18 protein-coding genes are annotated in these 18,103 nt (G+C 64.3%); 5 read left to right on the top strand and 13 right to left on the bottom strand.

Annotated elements, in window-relative coordinates; genetic code table 11:
- Nucleotides 1-39: 39 nt before the first annotated feature.
- The 7 genes from NKI47_RS14275 to bcoG form a co-directional block, all read right to left on the bottom strand.
- Nucleotides 40-978 carry an alpha/beta hydrolase gene (locus NKI47_RS14275; protein WP_352590827.1) on the bottom strand — a complete coding sequence of 313 codons (939 nt, stop codon included), beginning with the start codon at nt 976-978 and terminating at the stop codon, nt 40-42.
- 216 nt (nt 979-1,194) lie between these two features.
- Nucleotides 1,195-1,977, bottom strand: a complete 783-nt coding sequence (locus tag NKI47_RS14280) for a carnitinyl-CoA dehydratase (RefSeq protein ID WP_352590830.1) — start codon at nt 1,975-1,977, stop codon at nt 1,195-1,197.
- Complete coding sequence (locus NKI47_RS14285) at nt 1,970-4,048, bottom strand: acetate--CoA ligase family protein (protein WP_352590833.1); 2,079 nt, start codon at nt 4,046-4,048, stop codon at nt 1,970-1,972. Before NKI47_RS14285 ends, NKI47_RS14280 begins: the two co-directional genes overlap by 8 nt.
- A 201-nt stretch (nt 4,049-4,249) precedes the next feature.
- On the bottom strand, nt 4,250-5,413 hold the full coding sequence (locus tag NKI47_RS14290) for an acyl-CoA dehydrogenase family protein (RefSeq protein WP_352590836.1): 1,164 nt from the start codon (nt 5,411-5,413) through the stop codon (nt 4,250-4,252).
- 4 nt (nt 5,414-5,417) lie between these two features.
- Entirely contained in the window at nt 5,418-6,491 is a 1,074-nt protein-coding gene (locus NKI47_RS14295) for a carnitine 3-dehydrogenase (RefSeq protein WP_352568444.1), read from the bottom strand.
- Nucleotides 6,488-7,117 (bottom strand): HD domain-containing protein, encoded by a 630-nt coding sequence (locus tag NKI47_RS14300; RefSeq protein WP_023677594.1) that lies wholly within the window; start codon nt 7,115-7,117, stop codon nt 6,488-6,490. Before NKI47_RS14300 ends, NKI47_RS14295 begins: the two co-directional genes overlap by 4 nt.
- Nucleotides 7,118-7,148: 31 nt before the next feature.
- Nucleotides 7,149-8,060 carry a 3-dehydrocarnitine:acetyl-CoA trimethylamine transferase BcoG gene (gene bcoG, locus NKI47_RS14305; RefSeq protein ID WP_352590839.1) on the bottom strand — a complete coding sequence of 304 codons (912 nt, stop codon included), beginning with the start codon at nt 8,058-8,060 and terminating at the stop codon, nt 7,149-7,151.
- 76 nt (nt 8,061-8,136) lie between these two features.
- On the opposite strand from bcoG, the gene NKI47_RS14310 reads away from it, so the two are divergent.
- Nucleotides 8,137-9,117, top strand: coding sequence for a GlxA family transcriptional regulator (locus NKI47_RS14310; protein WP_352590842.1), 981 nt, complete (start codon nt 8,137-8,139; stop codon nt 9,115-9,117).
- Between the two features lie 86 nt (nt 9,118-9,203).
- Here NKI47_RS14310 and NKI47_RS14315 read toward each other — a convergent pair whose 3' ends face one another.
- Entirely contained in the window at nt 9,204-9,413 is a 210-nt protein-coding gene (locus tag NKI47_RS14315) for a hypothetical protein (RefSeq protein ID WP_023680243.1), read from the bottom strand.
- Between the two features lie 166 nt (nt 9,414-9,579).
- The gene (locus NKI47_RS14320) at nt 9,580-10,236 is read right to left on the bottom strand and encodes an O-methyltransferase (protein ID WP_352590844.1); all 657 of its coding nucleotides are present in this window, start codon (nt 10,234-10,236) and stop codon (nt 9,580-9,582) included.
- A gap of 93 nt (nt 10,237-10,329) precedes the next feature.
- Between NKI47_RS14320 and NKI47_RS14325 the strand changes: the two genes are divergently transcribed.
- Nucleotides 10,330-10,962, top strand: coding sequence for a TetR/AcrR family transcriptional regulator (locus NKI47_RS14325; RefSeq protein ID WP_352590847.1), 633 nt, complete (start codon nt 10,330-10,332; stop codon nt 10,960-10,962).
- Nucleotides 10,963-11,092: 130 nt separating this feature from the next.
- On the opposite strand, the gene xylA is transcribed toward NKI47_RS14325, so the two are convergent.
- Entirely contained in the window at nt 11,093-12,418 is a 1,326-nt protein-coding gene (xylA, locus tag NKI47_RS14330) for a xylose isomerase (RefSeq protein ID WP_352568437.1), read from the bottom strand.
- A gap of 110 nt (nt 12,419-12,528) precedes the next feature.
- On the opposite strand from xylA, the gene NKI47_RS14335 reads away from it, so the two are divergent.
- Nucleotides 12,529-12,891 carry a nuclear transport factor 2 family protein gene (locus NKI47_RS14335; protein WP_352590849.1) on the top strand — a complete coding sequence of 121 codons (363 nt, stop codon included), beginning with the start codon at nt 12,529-12,531 and terminating at the stop codon, nt 12,889-12,891.
- A 38-nt stretch (nt 12,892-12,929) separates the two neighbouring features.
- On the opposite strand, the gene xylB is transcribed toward NKI47_RS14335, so the two are convergent.
- The 3 genes from xylB to NKI47_RS14350 all read right to left on the bottom strand — a co-directional run bounded on the left by xylB (nt 12,930) and on the right by NKI47_RS14350 (nt 16,534).
- The gene (gene xylB, locus NKI47_RS14340) at nt 12,930-14,384 is read right to left on the bottom strand and encodes a xylulokinase (RefSeq protein WP_352591033.1); all 1,455 of its coding nucleotides are present in this window, start codon (nt 14,382-14,384) and stop codon (nt 12,930-12,932) included.
- 191 nt (nt 14,385-14,575) lie between these two features.
- Nucleotides 14,576-15,901, bottom strand: a complete 1,326-nt coding sequence (locus tag NKI47_RS14345) for a tetratricopeptide repeat protein (RefSeq protein WP_352590851.1) — start codon at nt 15,899-15,901, stop codon at nt 14,576-14,578.
- A gap of 9 nt (nt 15,902-15,910) precedes the next feature.
- Nucleotides 15,911-16,534 (bottom strand): LysE family translocator, encoded by a 624-nt coding sequence (locus NKI47_RS14350; RefSeq protein ID WP_352590854.1) that lies wholly within the window; start codon nt 16,532-16,534, stop codon nt 15,911-15,913.
- Between the two features lie 188 nt (nt 16,535-16,722).
- On the opposite strand from NKI47_RS14350, the gene NKI47_RS14355 reads away from it, so the two are divergent.
- The gene (locus NKI47_RS14355; RefSeq protein ID WP_023680235.1) at nt 16,723-17,487 is read left to right on the top strand and encodes a L,D-transpeptidase; all 765 of its coding nucleotides are present in this window, start codon (nt 16,723-16,725) and stop codon (nt 17,485-17,487) included.
- Nucleotides 17,488-17,706: 219 nt separating this feature from the next.
- Nucleotides 17,707-18,027, top strand: a complete 321-nt coding sequence (locus tag NKI47_RS14360) for a putative quinol monooxygenase (RefSeq protein ID WP_352591036.1) — start codon at nt 17,707-17,709, stop codon at nt 18,025-18,027.
- Nucleotides 18,028-18,103 lie beyond the last annotated feature (76 nt).

The raw sequence follows: 18,103 nt of genomic DNA on the forward strand, positions 1-18,103 counted from the left end.
CCGGCCGACAAAGGCCCGTTCTGGTCGGGAAGACATCCCTCACCAGATCCACTCGCCCCTTCCCAAAACCGCTACCGCATCGACAATCCGGGTAAAGCTCGAGCGGGCGCGGCCGGCCGTGTGCCTGGCGCGCAAATAGCCATGCACCAGCCCCGGCTCCTCGAGCCACCAGGCGCGCCCGCCCGCGGCAACGATGCGGTCGCGATAGGCTTCGCCGTCCGACGACAGCGGGTCGCATTCAGCGGTGATCACGACGGTGGGCGGAAGATTGGCGAACTCGGCGTCGGCGAGCGGCCACAGAGTGAGATCGCCGGTGCGATCGTCGCCACCGGTCCTGATGTCCCTGTAGAAAACGAGGTCGCGCGCGGTAAGCATCGGCGCCTCCGCGTGGGTGACGTAGGAACCGGCGGAGCTGTCGCCGCCAAGGCCGGGATAGACCAGAATCTGGCCGATCGGCTTGCGCGCATGGCCGCGCGTTGCGTGACTGACAGCGGCGGCGAGATTGCCGCCGGCACTGTCGCCGCAGAGCAGGACAGGACGCTCGTAAGTCGCCGCCGCCCATTCGAAGGCGCTGATGGCGTCGTCGAAGGCGGCCGGATGAAGGTGCTCAGGCGCCAGCCGGTAGTCGACCGAAACCACTTCATAGCCGGTGCGGCCGCACAGCTCGGCGCAGAGGTCGTCGTGGCTGTCGAGCCCGCCGAGGATAAAACCGCCGCCATGGAAATAAAGCACCATCGCCGAAGCTTCCGGCGCCGGGGCGCGGTAGACGCGGATCGGAATGTGCCAGGGTGTGGCAATGGCGGTGGTTTCCGCCGTGACGCCTTGGGGATAGCCGGCAAAGAACTCGCGGCACATCCGGTTGTAGATCTCGCGCTGCTCGGCGATGGTGTAGTCGATCGTATCGGGCGGATAATAAGAATTGGTCCGCTCGATGAAGGCCCAGGTCTCGGCGTCGATGAGGGTTTTGTAGTCGGTCATGGGCGCTGGATGGATCGCAATGAATCCGCCTGAACACCCCCCTCTGGCCTGCCGGCCATCTCCCCCTCAAGTGGGGAGATCGGCAGCTTCGGCGAAACCGCCTTTTCTCCGGCGTCGACAATTGGCGAAAGCGATGATGACATCCAATCTCCCCCCTTGAGGGGGAGATGTCCGGCAGGACAGAGGGGGGTGAGCGCCATCATTCCTGCAATACCACTACTTCCCCTTCCACACCGGATCGCGCTTTTCGGCAAAGGCGCGAAAGCCCTCGAGATTGTCCTCCGAGCCGTAGAGTGCGTCAACCGTCGACAGTTGCCGGCGCGTCACCCGGTTCATCGCGTCCTGGAAAGTCAGCGATTCTGCGACCCGGGCCGTCTCCTTGATCGCGGCGAAGACCAGCGGCGGGCCGCTGGCGAGCAGCCGCGCGATCTCCCAGACGCGGTCCTCCAGCCTGTCCTTGGGCAGCACCTCGTTGACCAGGCCCCAGCGATTCGCCTCGGCGACGTCCATCCAGCGGCCGGTGAGCAAAAGGTCCATGGCGACATGGTAGGGGATGCGCTTCGGCAGCTTGATCGTCGCCGCATCGGCCAGCGTGCCGGCGCGGATTTCGGGCAGCGCGAAGGAGGAGTGGTCCGACGCATAGATGAGGTCGCAGGATAGCGCCAGTTCGAAGCCGCCGCCGACCGCCATGCCGTTGACGCAGGCGATCACCGGCTTGTTGAGATCGCGCAGTTCCTGCAGCCCGCCGAAGCCGCCGACGCCGTAGTCGCCGTCGACCGCGTCGCCGCCGGCCGCGGCCTTCAGGTCCCAGCCGGCGCAGAAGAACTTGCCACCGGCGGTCTTGACGATGGCGACGCGCAAGTCGGGATCGTCGCGAAACGCCTTGAAAGTCTCGCCCATCAGCCGCGACGTCTTCAGGTCGATGGCATTGGCCTTGGGCCGGTCGAGCGTGACTTCGAGGACAGCGCCTTCGCGGCGGGTCGAAATGATTTCAGACATTCTTCTTGTCTCCAAGTACCAGCAGCGCATCGGCGATCCAGGCGCCCTTGCCTTCGGTGCAGACGATCAGCGGATTGATGTCGAGTTCCTCGATCTCGCCGGCGTTTTGCTGCACGAAAGCGGCAATGCCAGATATCGCATCGATTGCCGCTGCAACATCGGCCTTCGGCCGACCGCGATAGCCGTCGAGCAGCGGGAACAGTTTCAGCCCGCGCAAAGCGGCCTCGATATCGTCGCGGGTCGCCGGCAGCATCAGCGTGACGCTGTCGCGCAACAGCTCGACCAGCACGCCGCCGGTGCCGAGCGTCATCACCGCGCCGAACATCGGGTCGCGGGTGAAGCCGACGAGCAGCTCGGCGACGCCGTCGCGCACCATGCGCTCGACATAAAGGCCCGTGCCGAGCGGGCCGAGATCGTGGGCGGCGGTGCTGACGGATTCGGCATCCCTCAAATTGAGCCGGACCGCGTCGAGCTCGGACTTGTGGATGACACCAAGGGCCTTCAGCGCCACCGGGAAGCCGAGCGCCATCGAGGAGATGACAGCTTCGACCGCGTTGCCGGCGCGCTCGCCCTTCGGCACGGGGAGCCCGGCCTCGATGAGCCGCGCCTTCGCCTCGGCCTCGTCCGGCGTGACATGGTCGCCGGCCGGCGCGCCGGACGCCGAAGTGTCGATCGGCTGCGCCTGCGGCTCGCGCCAGGCCCAGCCGATGAAGGCCGCCGCCTGGGCGGCGTCCATGGCTTCGGAGATGCCGAACAGCGGCACCATGCCCCGCGCCATCAGGCCGGCAGTGTATTCCTCGGGCAGGTTCTCCGGCAGCGAGGAGACGATCGCGCCTTGCGCGCTGTTGGTCTTCAGCGCCACTTCGAAGGCGCGCAGCGTCGCCCACCAGTCGGTGTCCGAGCAGCGGTCGGGGCGCGGGAAATCGAGCACCAGCATGTTGAGGTCGAAGCCGCCCGACACCATCGCGGTGAAGGTGGCGGTCATCGCCGGCTCGTTGTTCCAGATGAAGGTGTGGTAGTCGAGCGGGTTGGCCACCGCGACCAGCGGCCCGAGCGTCGATTTGACATGCGCGCGGTGCTCGGGGGTGAGTGGCGGAAACGTCACCCAGCGGTCTTCGGCGCTGTCGGCCATCACCGACGCCTCGCCGCCCGAACAGCTCATCGACGACAGCCGGTAGCCGGGCAGGGGGCCGGTGACGTGCAGCAGCTTGAGCGCCTCGATGAAGGCCGGGATCGAATCGATGCGCGCGATGCCGAGCCGCTTCAGGAAGGCGCCGGACGCTGCGTCCGAGCCGGCCAGCGACGCGGTATGGGAAACGGCCGCCTGCCGCGCCTGCTCGGAGCGGCCGACCTTCATGGCGATGACAGGCTTTTTCAGCTCGCGCGCCCGTGCCGCCAGCCTTTCGAAGCCGGCTACCGAATCGAAAGCCTCGATATGCAAGCCGAGCGCGGTGACACGGTCGTCCTCGATCAGGCCGAGCGCCATTTCGGAAAGCCCGGTCTGCGCCTGGTTGCCGGCGGTCATCAGAAAGGCGATCGGCAGGCCGCGCTTCTGCATCGTCATATTGATGGCGATGTTCGACGACTGGGTGATGATGGCAACGCCGCGACCGTCTTCTGGCAGCCTGATGCCGCCATGCTGGTCGGGCCACAAAAGCGCGCCGTCGGCATAGTTGATGAGCCCGTAGCAGTTCGGCCCGATGATTGGCATTTGGCCCGCCGCCGCGACCAGCTCGGCCTGCAGCCGCTCGCCGTCCTCGTCATAGGCCTCGGTTTCGAGGAAGCCGGCGGCGAAGCAGACCGCACCGCCGGCGCCGCGCTCGGCCAGTGCCTTGACCACTTCGATGGTCAAGTGCCGGTTGACGCCGACGAAAGCGGCATCCGGCGCACCGGGCAATTCGGCCACCGAGCGATAGGCCTTGCGGCCGGCGACCTCGGCCTTGCTCGGATGCACCGGCCAGATCTCGCCGGCAAAGCCCATCTTGATCGATTGCGCGACGACGGCGGCAGCCTGCGCGCCACCGAAGACCGCGATCGTTCGTGGGCGCAAAAGACGTTCAAGTTTGTGCATGAACACCCCCCTCTGCCCTGCCCTCTTTGCCAAAACTTGGCATCTCCCCCTCAAGGGGGGAGATTGGCAGTTGGGCCGCCGGCCCCAGGCATGCAACGGCAATAACTGGCGAAATCAGGAATGGCGGCCGATCTCCCCCCTTGAGGGGGAGATGTCCGATAGGACAGAGGGGGGCGCGAAGGAATGCAAACATTGCGCTGTTCAGCCCCCGAACGGGCGCAGCAGCGCCCGCGAGATGATGTGGCGCTGGATTTCCGAAGTGCCTTCCCAGATGCGCTCGACGCGGGCGTCGCGCCAGATGCGCTCGAGCGGCAAATCGTCCATCAGCCCCATGCCGCCATGGATCTGGATCGCCTCGTCGGCGACAAAGGCGAGCATTTCGGTGGCCTTCAGTTTGGCCATGGCCATGTCCTGGTCGGTGACGGTGCCCTGATCGTACTTCCAGCCGGCTTCGAACACCATCAGGTCGGCGGCCTTCAGCTCGGTCGCCATGTCGGCGAGCTTGAACGACACGCCCTGGAATTTGCCGATCGGCTGGCCGAATTGCTGGCGCTGCGCGGCGTATTCGATGGCATGGCCAAGCGCCCGCTCGGCACGGCCAAGGCAGGTGGCGCCGACCTGCAGGCGCGTTGCGCCGAGCCAGGAATTGGCGACCTCGAAGCCCTTGTGGACCTCGCCCAGAACCTGGCTCGCCGGCAACCGGCAATCGTCGAATTCGAGGATGGCGTTGGTGTAGCCGCGATGCGAGACGTTGCGGTAGCCGTCGCGCACGGTGAAACCCTTGGTGCCCTTGTCGACGAAAAAGGCGGTGATCTTCTTGCGTTTTCCACGCGAAGACTCTTCCTCACCCGAGGCCATGAAGACGATGGCGAAATCGGCGAGATCCGCATGGCTGATGAAATGCTTGGTGCCGTTCAGCACCCAGTCGTCGCCGTCTTGCACGGCGGTTGCCTTCATGCCGCGCAGATCGGAGCCGGCGCCCGGCTCGGTCATTGCCAGGCAATCCCATTTCTCGCCGCGAATGCAGGGAAACAGATATTTTTCGCGCTGCTCCGGCGTGCCGGCAAGGAGGATGTTCGAAGGCCGCGCCACGCAGGTCCAATGCAGCGCGTAATTGGCGCGGCCGAGTTCCTTTTCATAGAGCAGCCAGGTCACCGTATCGAGCCCGGCGCCGCCGACATCGGCCGGCATGTTGGCGGCATAGAGGCCGGCTTCGATCGCCTTGGCCTTGATCTCCTCGATCAGCTCGCGGCGCAGCACGCCGGTACGCTCTACTTCGCGCTCATGCGGGTAAAGCTCGTTCTCGACGAAGGCCCGCGTCGTCTCGACGATGAGCTTCTGCTCCTCCGAAAGACCAAAATCCATGGTCTCAGCCTTTCTTCCTTTTCTTCGGCTTTTCAGCCTTGGCCTTTTCGGCCGCCTTGGAGGCGGTGGGCTTCTTGGCCGCGAGCTTGGCCAGCTGCCTGGTGTAGTCCTTATGCAGGGCGCCGGCACCCCAGCCTTTGCCTTTGTTCTGCTTCGACAGTGCCTCCATGATGGCGACCAGATTGTCGTCGCGGATCTTTTCGAGCTCGCGGATCGACAGACCGTGCGCCTGGTCGTCCGACTGCGTCGCGATCAGCTCGACCAGCTCATCGTTGAACTCCGGCACGTCCATCAGCTTGGTCCACGGCCATTTCAGGCACGGGCCGAACTGCGCCATGAAGTGGCGCATGCCGGCCTCGCCGCCGGCGACGCGATAGACCTGGAACATGCCCATCTGCGCCCAGCGCAGGCCGAAGCCGTAGCGCATGATGTCGTCGAGCTCCTCGACCGTGCAGATGCCGTCCTTGACCAGCCACAGCGCCTCGCGCCAGGCCGCTTCGAGCAGCCGGTCGCCGACGAACGCTTCGATCTCCTTGCGGATCACCACCGGCTTCATGCCGATCGAGGCATACATCTCCTTGGCGACTTCGATCGCCTCGGGAAAGGTCTGTTCGCCGCCGACGATTTCGACCAGCGGCAGCAGATAGACGGGGTTGAACGGATGGCCGACGACCAGCCGCTCCGGGTGCTTCTTCATCGCCACCTGCATGTCGGTCGGTTTGATGCCGGAGGTGGAGGAGCCGATAATGGCGTTGGCCGGTGCATAAAGGTCGATCTCGGCCAGCACGCGGTGCTTCAGGTCGAGCCGCTCCGGCACGCTTTCCTGGATGAAGTCGGCGTCGGCCACCGCCTCGGCGATCGTCTTGGCGAAGGTAAGCTTGCCCTCTTTCGGCAGGCCGCCGGGCAGCATCTGCTTGTAGGCGCGGCGTGCGCCCTTCATCACCTCGCCGACCTTGCGTGACGCCTCGGGATCGGGATCGAAGATCGACACGTCGATGCCGTTGAGCAGCAGCCGCGCCACCCAGCCGGCGCCGATGACGCCGCCGCCGATCGCGGCCGCCTTGTTGATGATGCTCATGCGGAAGCTCCGGTTCTTGTGCGGGCTGTTGCGGGGTCGGTGAGGGCGACACGCTCGCCGGCACGGATCACGGATGCGTCATAGGCCTTGCGCGCGAACACTTCGAGCACGAAGGGCCGGAAGAAATCGATCGGCAATGTCTCGTAGTCGGGATCGAAGCTCGACTGATCCCAGCGTTCGCAAAACTTATCGCAATCGTCGAAGTAGATGTGCCCGGCGAAACGGTCGCGGGCGTGTGGATTGCCGCCGAGGTGGTGGGCGTAATAGAGGCGCTGGAAATCGCCGTGCTTCTCCACCACCCAGGTGCATTGCTCGCGCACAAAAGGCTTCAGGATCGACGCCGCATACTCGTCGTGGTTATAGGGCGCGTAGATGTCGCCAATATCGTGCAGCAAGGCGCAGGCAATCCAGTCGGTGTCGGCGCCGTCGCGCCAGGCCCGTGTTGCCGCTTGCAGTGAATGGCCGAGCCGGGTGATCTTGTAGCCCGAGAGGCCCGCATCAAGCTGGACGAGCGCGTCGAGCAGCCGCTCGCCGGTCTTTGCCGCATAGTCGATCTCGTGCTCGGTGAGGAAGGCATAGTCCTCGCGGTCGCCGTCCTTCATGGCGGTGAATTTCACGGTCTTCATCGGCGGCTCCTCCCAACCGGCTACCGGCTTTTCAAAGCGGTGCCCGCTTCGTCAGGTTCAGCTTCTTGCGGACTTCTTCCGGGCCGATGACCCTGGCGCCCATATTCGACACGATGCTGACCGCCCGCTCGACCAGCTGCGCATTGGTCGCCAGCACGCCCTTGTCGAGCCAGAGATTATCCTCCAGTCCGACGCGGACATTGCCGCCAGCCAGCACCGCGGCCGCGACATAGGCCATCTGGTTGCGGCCAATGGCAAAGGCCGACCAGTTCCAGGTCGACGGTACATTGTTGACCATGGCCATGAAGGTGTTGAGGTCGTCCGGCGCGCCCCACGGCACGCCCATGCACAATTGCACCAGCGCGTCCGGCTTCAGCACTTCTTCCTCGACCAATTGCTTGGCGAACCACAGATGCCCGGTGTCGAAGGCCTCGATCTCCGGCTTGACGCCGAGCGCCGTCATCATGCCGCCCATGGCACGCAGCATGCCGGGCGTATTGGTCATGACATAATCGGCCTCGGCGAAATTCATGGTGCCGCAATCGAGCGTGCAGATTTCCGGCAGGCACTGGCTCACATGTTCCATGCGGTTGCTCGCGCCGCCCATGTCCGTGCCTTTTTCGTTCAGCGGCAGCGGCTTCTCCGGCGGGCCGAATACCATGTCACCCCCCATGCCGGCGGTCAGGTTCAGCACCACGTCGACGTCCGCCGCGCGGATGCGCTCGGTTACTTCGCGATAGAGATGCACGTCGCGCCTAGGCTTGCCGGTCTCGGGATCGCGCACATGGCAGTGCACGATTGCAGCACCTGCCTTTGCCGCCTGGATAGCCGAATCGGCGATCTCTCTGGGCGAGCGCGGCACATGCGGGCTGCGGTCCTGCGAACCGCCGGACCCGGTCACGGCACAGGTAATGAAAACCTCACGGTTCATCGCTAACGGCATCGGACTCTCTCCCAATAGAACGTAGGGCAAGAATGCCTGACTTGCCGGAAACTGTTTTGCGTTTTACGAAGATCGTGTGACCAAAAACGAAAAACCGACGATCTTTCGGGCCGAGCGTTTGCCGCTCAAGGTAACGCTGCTGGTATTCGCCGGCTCGTCGATCATGTGCGTCGCGTCGGCCGTCGATCCGTTGCGCGCCGCCAACCGCATTGCCGGTGAGACGCTGTTCGATTTCAGGCTGGTCTCGGTGACAGGCGAGGCGCCGGTCACCACATGCGGCCTGCCGGTGGCGGTCAGCGGCCGCTTCGATGCGGCTGACACAACCGATATGCTGGTCGTCGTCGCCGGCTTCGGCACGCAGAACTACGCCACATCGGCCCTGCTGTCCGGACTGCGCCGGGCGGCGCGCGCGGCACGCGCCTGCGGCGGCGTCGAGGCCGGCACCTGGCTGGTTGCCCGCGCGGGTCTGCTGGAGGGGCGCAGCGCCACCACCCACTGGGAGGACATGGAGGATTTCTCGTCGGCCTTTCCCGGCGTCGACGTGCGCCCCGACCGCTACGTCATCGATGGCCCGGTGTTCACCACCGGCGGCGCCTCGCCGACCTTCGACCTGATGCTGCATCTGATCCGCACGCGGCTCGGCATGGCCGTGGCGCTAGATGTCGCGAGCGTCTTCATCTACGACCAGGCGCGCGCCGCGACGGACGCGCAACCGCTGGTCTCGCTCGGCCGTCTCGACGGCTACGATCCCAGGCTGGCGCAAGCCATTCGGCTGATGGAAGCGCATGTCGACCAGCCGCTGACTATCGCCGCCGTGGCAAAGCGCGCCGGGGTGACGGCACGGACGCTGGAAAGCATCTTTCGCAAGTCGATCGGCGAAACGCCCGGCGCTTATTACCTCAGGCTGCGCCTCGGCGCCGCGCGCCGGCTGGTGGTCGACACGCGCATCGCCATGGCGGACATTGCCGGGCGAACGGGGTTTTCGTCCGCCGCGGCATTTTCCAGAGCGTTTTCAAGAGCGTTCGGCGAAGCGCCGGTCAGGCTGCGTCGGGGATAATGCATGTCGCCCAAAAGCCTGGCCACGGGCTTGACCCGAGGGTGCGGAGCGGTTTTGGGATAACGACATGCATAGACAAAGGTAGATCAGGCAGCGTCCTGGCGGTCGCTGCTGCCGTCGATCTGCGAGCGCATCTGTCTCGCAAGATGGGTCTCGAAGCGGCTGGCGACCGCGCGATCCCATTCGTTTGCACTCAGCGCACCTTGTTTCGGGTGCGGCAGCGCCATCAGCCGGTCGATGATCGATCCAGCCTCGCCAGATGAGAGCAGGGCGTCGATTTCGCGTTCGTGCTGCATATCGTTTCGCCTCCTTCTTTCTGAATCCCGCCACGAACCACACTATAGGAGGTTCGTGACGGCTGTTTGAAGGCAAGAGCGAGGCGATTGATGGGCGATGCCGGGCAAAGTTTTGTCCGCCGCCGCCCATCTTGGGCACGATCGTTCCGGCAGGTCAGGCAGTGCTTCAGCCAAGCCGCATCGACAGTTCAACATCCTCGCCGAACGGCGTGGACATGTAGCCACTCCCGGTCGAGCGCACCCGCTCGAGGTATTCGGGGCAAAGATCTGCGTTGTCGGCAACGACGAAGGCGCCCGGCCTGAGGCGGCTTTCAACCAGACTCAAGATCTCGGGATAGAGCGCTTTGGCGCCGTCGAGCAGAAGCAGGTCGACCGTTTCGGGAAGATCGACGCTTAATGTTTGCAGCGCGTCTCCTTCGCGGATTTCCACCATGTCAATGAGACCGCCTGCTGTCAGGTTACTCCTCGCGCGCGCGACCTTGGATGGCTCGAACTCGCTGGTGATCAGGCGGCCGCCGCCATTGTCCCGCAAGGCTGCGGCAAGGTGCAGGGTCGAGATGCCGAACGAGGTTCCAAATTCAACGATCGTCCTTGCGCCGCTGCCTCGTGCCAGCATGTAGAGCAGCATGCCGGTCTCTCGCGAGACGGGAAGCCAGAGGTCCTTTAGCCGCCCATAGAAATCGAGGTATTCGGTCTTGCTTCGAATGAGGCGGCTCCGCTCCTCGGCCGAGAGTTCCGCCACCGCGGGGCTCGTTGCGGCAGCGGCTTCCTCGAACAGGCGGTCCAGCAGGGGCGCGAGCGGCGTTGTCGTCAGTATGGTCATATCGGTCTCCAGTCGGAATGGAATGCGTTCTTGTGCGGCATTCAAAATACGACTAATCATTCGCATTTACTAATCGCATTGGCGCGCCCCTCAATGAGCGATCACCGAAGCTCCCGGATTTCCTCGCGAAAACAGCCCAAGCAAGCCCGCTCGGCGGAGCTCGTCGCTGCGATTTTGCAGGCTGCTGTTCAGGTTTTGGCGAAGGAAGGCGCGCAGCGCTTCACCACGGCACGGGTGGCCGAGAAGGCCGGCGTCAGCGTCGGATCGCTGTATCAGTATTTTCCGAACAAGGCGGCGATCCTGTTCCGGCTCCAGAGCGACGAATGGCGGCAGACGACCGATTTGCTGCGTGACATCCTCGAGGATATCAGGAAACCGCCGCTTGACCGGCTGCGCGACCTGGTCCACGCCTTCCTCCGCTCGGAGTGTGACGAGGCTGCGGTGCGTGTGGCGCTCGACGACGCCGCACCGCTTTACCGCGACGCGCCCGAGGCGCAGACGGCAAGGGCGTCCGGAGACCGCACCATCCAGCTCTTCATGCAGGAGGCGTTGCCAAACGCCGCGCAAGTGACTCGCGAATTGGCCGGCGACCTGGTCATGACGACGCTCAGCACGGTGGGGAAGCAGTTCTCGGAGACGCCTCGAACGCCCAAGGAGATTGAAGTCTACGCCAACGCCATGGCCGACATGTTTTGCGCCTACCTGAGAGGCTTCGATCACGGCTAAGGCAAATGCCAGGCCCGGTCAGCAAGCAGGGCGAAGTTTCGCACGGGGCAAACCTTGTTGGTTTCAGCCCCGCGGAAAGCCGCCTTTATCCGCGGCCGTTCGAACAATGCGGCCGCGAACCGGGTACGCCTCAGACGTACCGGTTGACGATGTTCTCGAGTAGCTCTTGGCGGCCGGATCTGGGCTGCGGCTCGATCTTCTCCTTGACGACGCGCTCAGCGACCTCCTCGAGCGTACGCTTGCCGGCAAGCATCGCCTTGGCCTCGGTCGAATCCCAGCCGGCATAGCGCTCGGCGAGCGGGGCGGACAGCGCCTTGTCCTCGACCATGCGTGCCGCTGCCTTGAGGCCGCGGGCGCAACAATCCATGCCGCCGATGTGGCCGATCAGCAGGTCCTGCGGATCGAGCGACTGGCGCCTGAGCTTGGCGTCGAAATTGGTGCCGCCGGTCTTGAAGCCGCCGGCCTGCAGCACCTGATAATAGGCGAGTGCCATCTCCGGCACATTGTTCGGGAACTGGTCGGTATCCCAGCCCGACTGGTAGTCGTTGCGGTTCATATCGATCGAGCCGAAAATGCCGAGCGCATTGGCCAGCGCCAACTCATGTTCGAACGAATGGCCGGCCAGGATGGCGTGGCCTTGCTCGATGTTGAGCTTGACCTCGTTCTCCAGTCCGAAACGCTTGAGGAAGCCGTAGACGGTGGCGACGTCGTAATCGTACTGGTGCTTGGTCGGCTCCTGCGGCTTCGGCTCGATCAGGATGGTGCCTTCGAAGCCGATCCTGTGCTTGTAATCGACGACCAGGTTGAGGAAACGGCCGGCCTGTTCCTGTTCGCGGGCAAGGTCGGTGTTGAGCAGCGTCTCATAGCCCTCGCGGCCGCCCCACAGCACGTAGTTCTCGCCGTTCAGCCGCTTGGTGACGTCGATGCAGTGTTTCACCGTCGCCGCCGAATAGGCAAAGACGTCCGGATCGGGATTGGTGGCGGCGCCTGACATGAAGCGGCGGTTGGAGAACAGGTTGGCCGTGCCCCACAACAGCTTGACGCCGGTCTGCTTCATCTTTCCCGAGAAATAATCGGCGATCTCGTCGAGCCGCGCCGCACTTTCGGAAAAGTCCCGGCCCTCCGGCCGCACGTCGGCATCGTGGAAGCAGAAATAAGGCGCGCCCAGCAACGAAAACATCTCGAAGGCGACGTCGGCCTTGAGTTTGGCCAGCTCCATGGTGTCGGTACCGCCGGCCTTGGGGAACCATGGCCGGTCGAACGTCTGACCGCCGAACGGATCGCCGCCCGGCCAGGCGAAGGAATGCCAATAAGCGACGGCAAAGCGCAGATGGTCTTCCAGCCGCTTGCCGGCGACGATCTCGTCGGGATTGTAGAACCGGTAGGCCAGCGGATTGGTCGAATCCGGTCCCTCGTATTTGATCTGTTGGATGTCGCCGAAAAAACCGCTGCTCATGTTCTTTTCCTCTCGCATGGTTCGGCCTGATTACCTCAGGCGTAATTGGTTTCGCGCTGAAGCTGGTCGAAAAGGCTCATGTCAAAGCCACCCAACGAAGGAGACAGACCATGACCGACCTCAACACCATTGCCGAAAACTACATCGCCGCCTGGAACGAGAGCGACGACGCGCGCAGAAAAGCCTTGCTCGAGGCAACCTTCACCGAGGACGTCGGCTATCGCGATCCGATCATGCAGGGCGACGGCCATGACGGCATCGCGGCGCTGATCGACGGCGTGCAGCAGCGCTTTGCCGGCTTCAGGTTCTCGCTGAAAGGCAAGCCGGACGGCTTCGCCGATACCATCCGCTTCTCGTGGAACCTCGGGCCGGACGGCACCGAATCCGTCATCGAAGGCACCGATATCGGCGTCATCGAAAACGGCCGGCTGAAAAGCGTCACCGGCTTTCTCGACAAAGTGCCGGCACAATGAGGCCTTCTCGGCAGGCCGCGGCGTGGGCGGGAAACCGTTCACGCCGTGGCGCCTCTGATCGCCGGATAAAGCTGGCGATAGCGCTGATAGGCTTGCGCATAGGCGTCACCGAGGGCGGCGACCGGCTCGACCGTGGCGTCGGTCGCCGGCGCCGCGCAGACGGCGCGCGGATCGGCACCGGTCGCCGCGATCAGGCCAAGTCGGGCCGCGCCAAAGGCAGCGCCGAAATCGCCGTCGGCTGGAATATCGACTGGCAGGCCAAGCGCTGTGGCGATTGCCTTCAGCCAATAGTGCGAGCGCGAGCCGCCGCCGATCGCCGTCACCCGGGTCAGCGTCGTGCCGGCTTTGGCCAGTGCTTCCAGACTGTCGCGGAAAGCGAAAGCGACGCCTTCGAGCACGGCCTGGGTCAGCGCCGCGCGGCCGGACTCGTGGGCAAGCCCGGTAAAGGCGCCCCGAATGACGGAATCATTGTGAGGCGTCCGCTCGCCTGACAGGTACGGCAGGAAGGAGACACCGGTCGGCGCCTGCAGCGCATCGCCGAGTTCGGCGGTCAACTCGCCGGCGCTTTTTCCAGCGATCCCCGACAGCCAGTTGAGCGAATCGGTTGCCGACAGGATGACGCCCATCTGGTGCCAGGTGCCGGGCAGTGCGTGGCAGAATGTGTGCACCGCGCTTTCCGGATTGGGCAGATACGACGCGTTGGCGGCAAAAAGCACGCCCGACGTGCCGAGCGAGACGAACGCCTGCCCGGCGCCGACCGTGCCCATGCCGCAGGCCGAAGCCGCGTTGTCGCCGGCACCGCCGGCGATCGGGATGCCCGCCTGCATGCCCCATTTGGCGGCCAATTCGGCGCGCAAGGCACCGGCCTTGGCCGTGCCTTCGACCAATGACGGCATCTGCCTTTCGTCGAGCGACGTGACAGCGAGCAGTTCGGAGGACCAGGCGCGTTTGCCGACATCGAGCCACGACGTGCCAGCCGAATCCGACATTTCCGAAATATGCTCGCCGGCGAGCCAGAGCCGCAAAAAGTCCTTCGGCAGCAGGACCTTTGCCACCCTGGCAAAAACAGCCGGTTCGTTGTTTTTCACCCAGGCGAGCTTTGGCGCGGTGAAGCCGGGAAAGACGATGTTGCCGGTCAGCTTGCGAAAGCGCGGGTCGGCATCGAGCGCGGCCGCCTCGGCGTGGCTGCGTGTGTCGTTCCATAGAATGCAGGGGCGCAGCACCTGGTCGGCGGCATCGAGCAGAGTGGCGCCATGCATATGGCCGGAAAGGCCGATGCCTTTGACCGCCGCGAGTTCCTTCGCATGCATTGACCGCAGCTCGCCGACCGCCGCTTCGCAGGCGCGGATCCAGTCTGCGGGATTCTGCTCGGACCAGCCGGGATGCGGGCGCGACACGTCGAGCGGCGCATGGCCGGAACCGACGATGCTCTGCCTTGCATCGATCAGCAGCGCCTTGACGCCCGACGTGCCGAGATCGAGGCCGAGATACATGTTTCCTCCCATGACCGTCATGCCTGGCGGCGACGGTCTTTCTTGCTTCCCCGCCCAGTCCTGTGACACGGGCGGCGAAGATATCCCGGCAATCGTGCCGCCGGAAACGCACCCCGGTCAACACGCGAAGATTTTTTCGACGCTCGAAAAAATCTGGTCGGGGCAGTTTTTAAGGCAAGATGTGGCCTTGGTCAATTCGCCGCGAGAGCGGTTGCACGCCGTGAAAACAGTGCCGACAACGGGCTGTCCGGCCGTGCCAGCGCGCGTTCCGCCGCAAGCGCCCTCGCCAGCGCGCCATCACCGGAACGCAATGCCGCTTCGATCAGCGTCAGGTCGATGACGTCGCGTTGTGCGTGGCTGCCGCCGAAGCGATGGGCGATTGCCCGGATCGGCCGGATCAGGCGTATCGTCCCGGCATAATCGCCCTCGCCGAATGCCTTGATGGCGAGCGTCAGGGGATGGCCGACATCCCTGGTGAAAGCAGCGTTGTCGTCCTTGCCGCGGATCGCCTCGCGCTGCGCCTCGAGCAAGCCGCGGGCCGGCGCTTCGAGGCCGGCGCCGACAAACGCCATCATCGCGTGGGCGTCGTTGAAGGCATAATGGCCGGCGCTCGCCTTGGGCAACCAGTTGGCGGCGAGTGCCGTCCAGCGCTCGCCGACATCGACGCCGCCGAGATGCAGCCGCCACAGGATCGCCGAGGCATCGACCATATTGAGCGCCAGCTTCGAGCGCTCGCCATAGATCGGCCCGTCGTAGAGCGCCAGCACCTCGTCGGTCTCGCCGAGATCATAATGGAACAGCGCCAGATGCCACCAATTATGCACCTGCAGGAAGCTTTCCCGCGTCCACGCTTCGGGATTGGCGCGCATCCACAGAATGCCGTCCTTCTGCCGGCTCTGCATCTCCATGACATGGGCCACCGCATGCTGGGCCCAGCCGTCGCGCGGCTCGAGATCCACCGCCGTGCGGCCAAGTTTTTCGGCGCGCGCGTAGTCGCCCATTTCCTCCAGGCCAAAGGCCTGCATCCCGAGTATGGCGTGATAGCCCGGCATGCCGCTCTGCCAGGACGGCAGCGCGCGGCCGATGCGGTCGCGCAGCATGCGCGCATTGCCGGTGAAGAAGTCGATCTGGTGGCCGGTCTGCAGCGCCAGCGCATCGAGCGGAAACTCGATGGCGATATCCTCCAGCACGCGGGCGGCCTCGTGCCAGCGTCCATCCGCAAGGTAGCCAAGGGCGGCGACATGCGCCTGCTCGCGCGTCGTCGCGGCAAGCGGCAGCGCCGCCTCGTGACATGCCTTGGCCACCGCCGTCGCTTCGCGCTCGGTGGCAAGGCCAAAGAGATAACCCTTGAACACATGCGCCATGACGAAGCCGGGATCTTCGGCGATTGCCCGGTCAATGGAACCGACCGGATCGCCGATGAAGCACTGCAATTCGCGAACAGCCCGGCTGTAGGACGAGAGCCCGGCCTCCGTCGCGCCAGACAGTGTCAGGCCGAATGCATCGCTCACCGCCATGGTCTGTCCTCAGTTGCCCGAGCGCATCGCCACTGTGGCGATCCCGGCGCTGACCAGCAGCGTGCCGCCGGTGCGGTTGAAGATGCGGATCGCCTTTGGGTTGCGCACGACGTTGCGCGCCCTTGCCGCGATCAGCGCATAACCGAAGGCATTGGCGAAGGCGAGCGTCAGGAAGGTCGTCTCGAAGATCAGCATCTGTGTCCAGAAATCCGCATGCCGGTCGAGGAACTGCGGCAGGAAGGCGACGAAAAAGGTGATGCTTTTCGGATTGAGCGCGGTAACCAGCCAGGCGTGCGCCGTCATTTTCGCCGATGACACCGCATCGGTGCGCGGTTCGGCCCGGAGCGCGCCGCCGGCGCGAAACAGCTTGATGCCGAGATAGATCAGATAGCCGGCGCCGATCACCTTCAGCACGGTGAATACGGTGGCGGACGCCGCCAGCAGCGCGCCGATGCCCAGCATCGACAATGTCACCGCGGTGAAGTCGCCGAGCGCCACGCCGACTGCCATCGGCAGCGCGGTGCGCCAGCCCTGGCCGAGCGCATAGGAAACCACCAGCAGGATGGTCGGGCCCGGAATGACCAGAAGGACTGCCGAGGCGGCGGCAAAGGCGGCCCAGTTTTCGAAGGACATTTTCTTCTCCTTGAGCTCAAAGAAGAGGATAAATCCTTGGTCCCGCGCAGATGTAAAGAGGCAAAAATCGAAAAAGCCCCTCGTTAATGCCAGGCGGCCGGCCTTCACGCTTTTTCAACCATGATTGGTGAAAATGCCTGCTATCCGGCCGGATCGTGTTTCCCGCCGACAGCGTAGGGTTTGGGTAAATGCGTGAGTTGCCGCAAGGTCTGTCGCTGCCGCACAACGGCGACGCAATCGAAACCGAAATACAGCTTTCCCGCCGCACGGTGCTGTCCGGCGCCGGTGCGCTGGCGCTGCTCGGCGTCGCCGGCTGCAGCCAGACGCTGGATCTGCCGTCGCTGCAGCTCGACGACGTCACCACCGGCTCGATCCGGCCCATCCGTCCGAGTATCAGCGTCGACAAGAACATCACCAGCCCCGACGTGATGTACGCTTCGCTCACCGACGGTGGCTTCAATGTGCCGGAAGTGCCCTATCTCAAGGTCAAGCCGGAGTTCCGCCGCCAGATCGTCGTCGATCCGACCGGCGAGCAACCCGGCACCATCGTCGTTCACTCGCAGGAACGGCTGCTCTATCTGGTGCAGCCCGGCGGCGATGCGATCCGTTACGGCGTCGGCATCGGCAAGGACGGGTTCCGCTGGTCGGGCCGCGCCAACATCCAGTACGGCAAGGAATGGCCGGTCTGGACCCCGCCGCCCGAGATGATCGCCCGCAGGCCGGAACTGGTGAAATGGCAAAGCGGGCAGCCGGGCGGCCTCGACAATCCGCTCGGCGCGCGTGCCCTCTACATCTATCAGAACGGCAGCGACACCGGCTATCGCATCCACGGCTCGCCCGAATGGTGGAGCATCGGCCAGGCGATGTCGTCGGGCTGCGTGCGCCTGATCAACCAGGACATCATCGACCTCTACAGCCGCGTCTCCAAGAAGAATCCGGTCGTCGTCGTCTGACCGGAGGCCAAGGCTCGAGCGATTACTCTGCCGGCTAGCGCTGCACACCCATGTACTACAATTTTGTGCGAATTCATGCGACGCTTCGCCTTGCCCAGCCATGTCCGCTCGCGTGACTGACAAGTTTTGGGAGATCGCGACATCGTTGCGCTGATCGAGGCGAGCGAAGCGGAGAAGCCGACCATGCGTGGTCCCTTGCAAGAAGCAAGAAAGCAATTGATGCCGCTTGTCAGGATAGCCGAACTGGAAATCGATCCTAAGCAGATCGGCAGCTACAGGGCCCTGCTTGCTGAAGAGATTGAGGCTTCTGTACGCGTCGAGCCGGGCGTGCTTTTCCTTCATGCGGTGGCAGTAAAAGGCACGCCTGAAAAGGTGCGCGTGATCGAATGCTACGCCGATCAGGCGGCCTATGAGGCCCACCTGACCACGCCGCACTTTCTCAAATACAAGGCGCAGACGGCGAATATGGTCAGGTCACTTCGGCTCGTCGAAACGGATCCTATCGCGCTGCAAGCGAAGAGTGGCTCGATTTCAAACTGACCCACTGCCTCTGCCGTTGCGCGATGCCGCAAGACAGGCGAATGTGCCTGCGATTTTCACCGCCCGGGAGACGTGA

The organism is Mesorhizobium sp. M0633 (assembly GCF_040320645.1).
Lineage (GTDB): Bacteria > Pseudomonadota > Alphaproteobacteria > Rhizobiales > Rhizobiaceae > Mesorhizobium.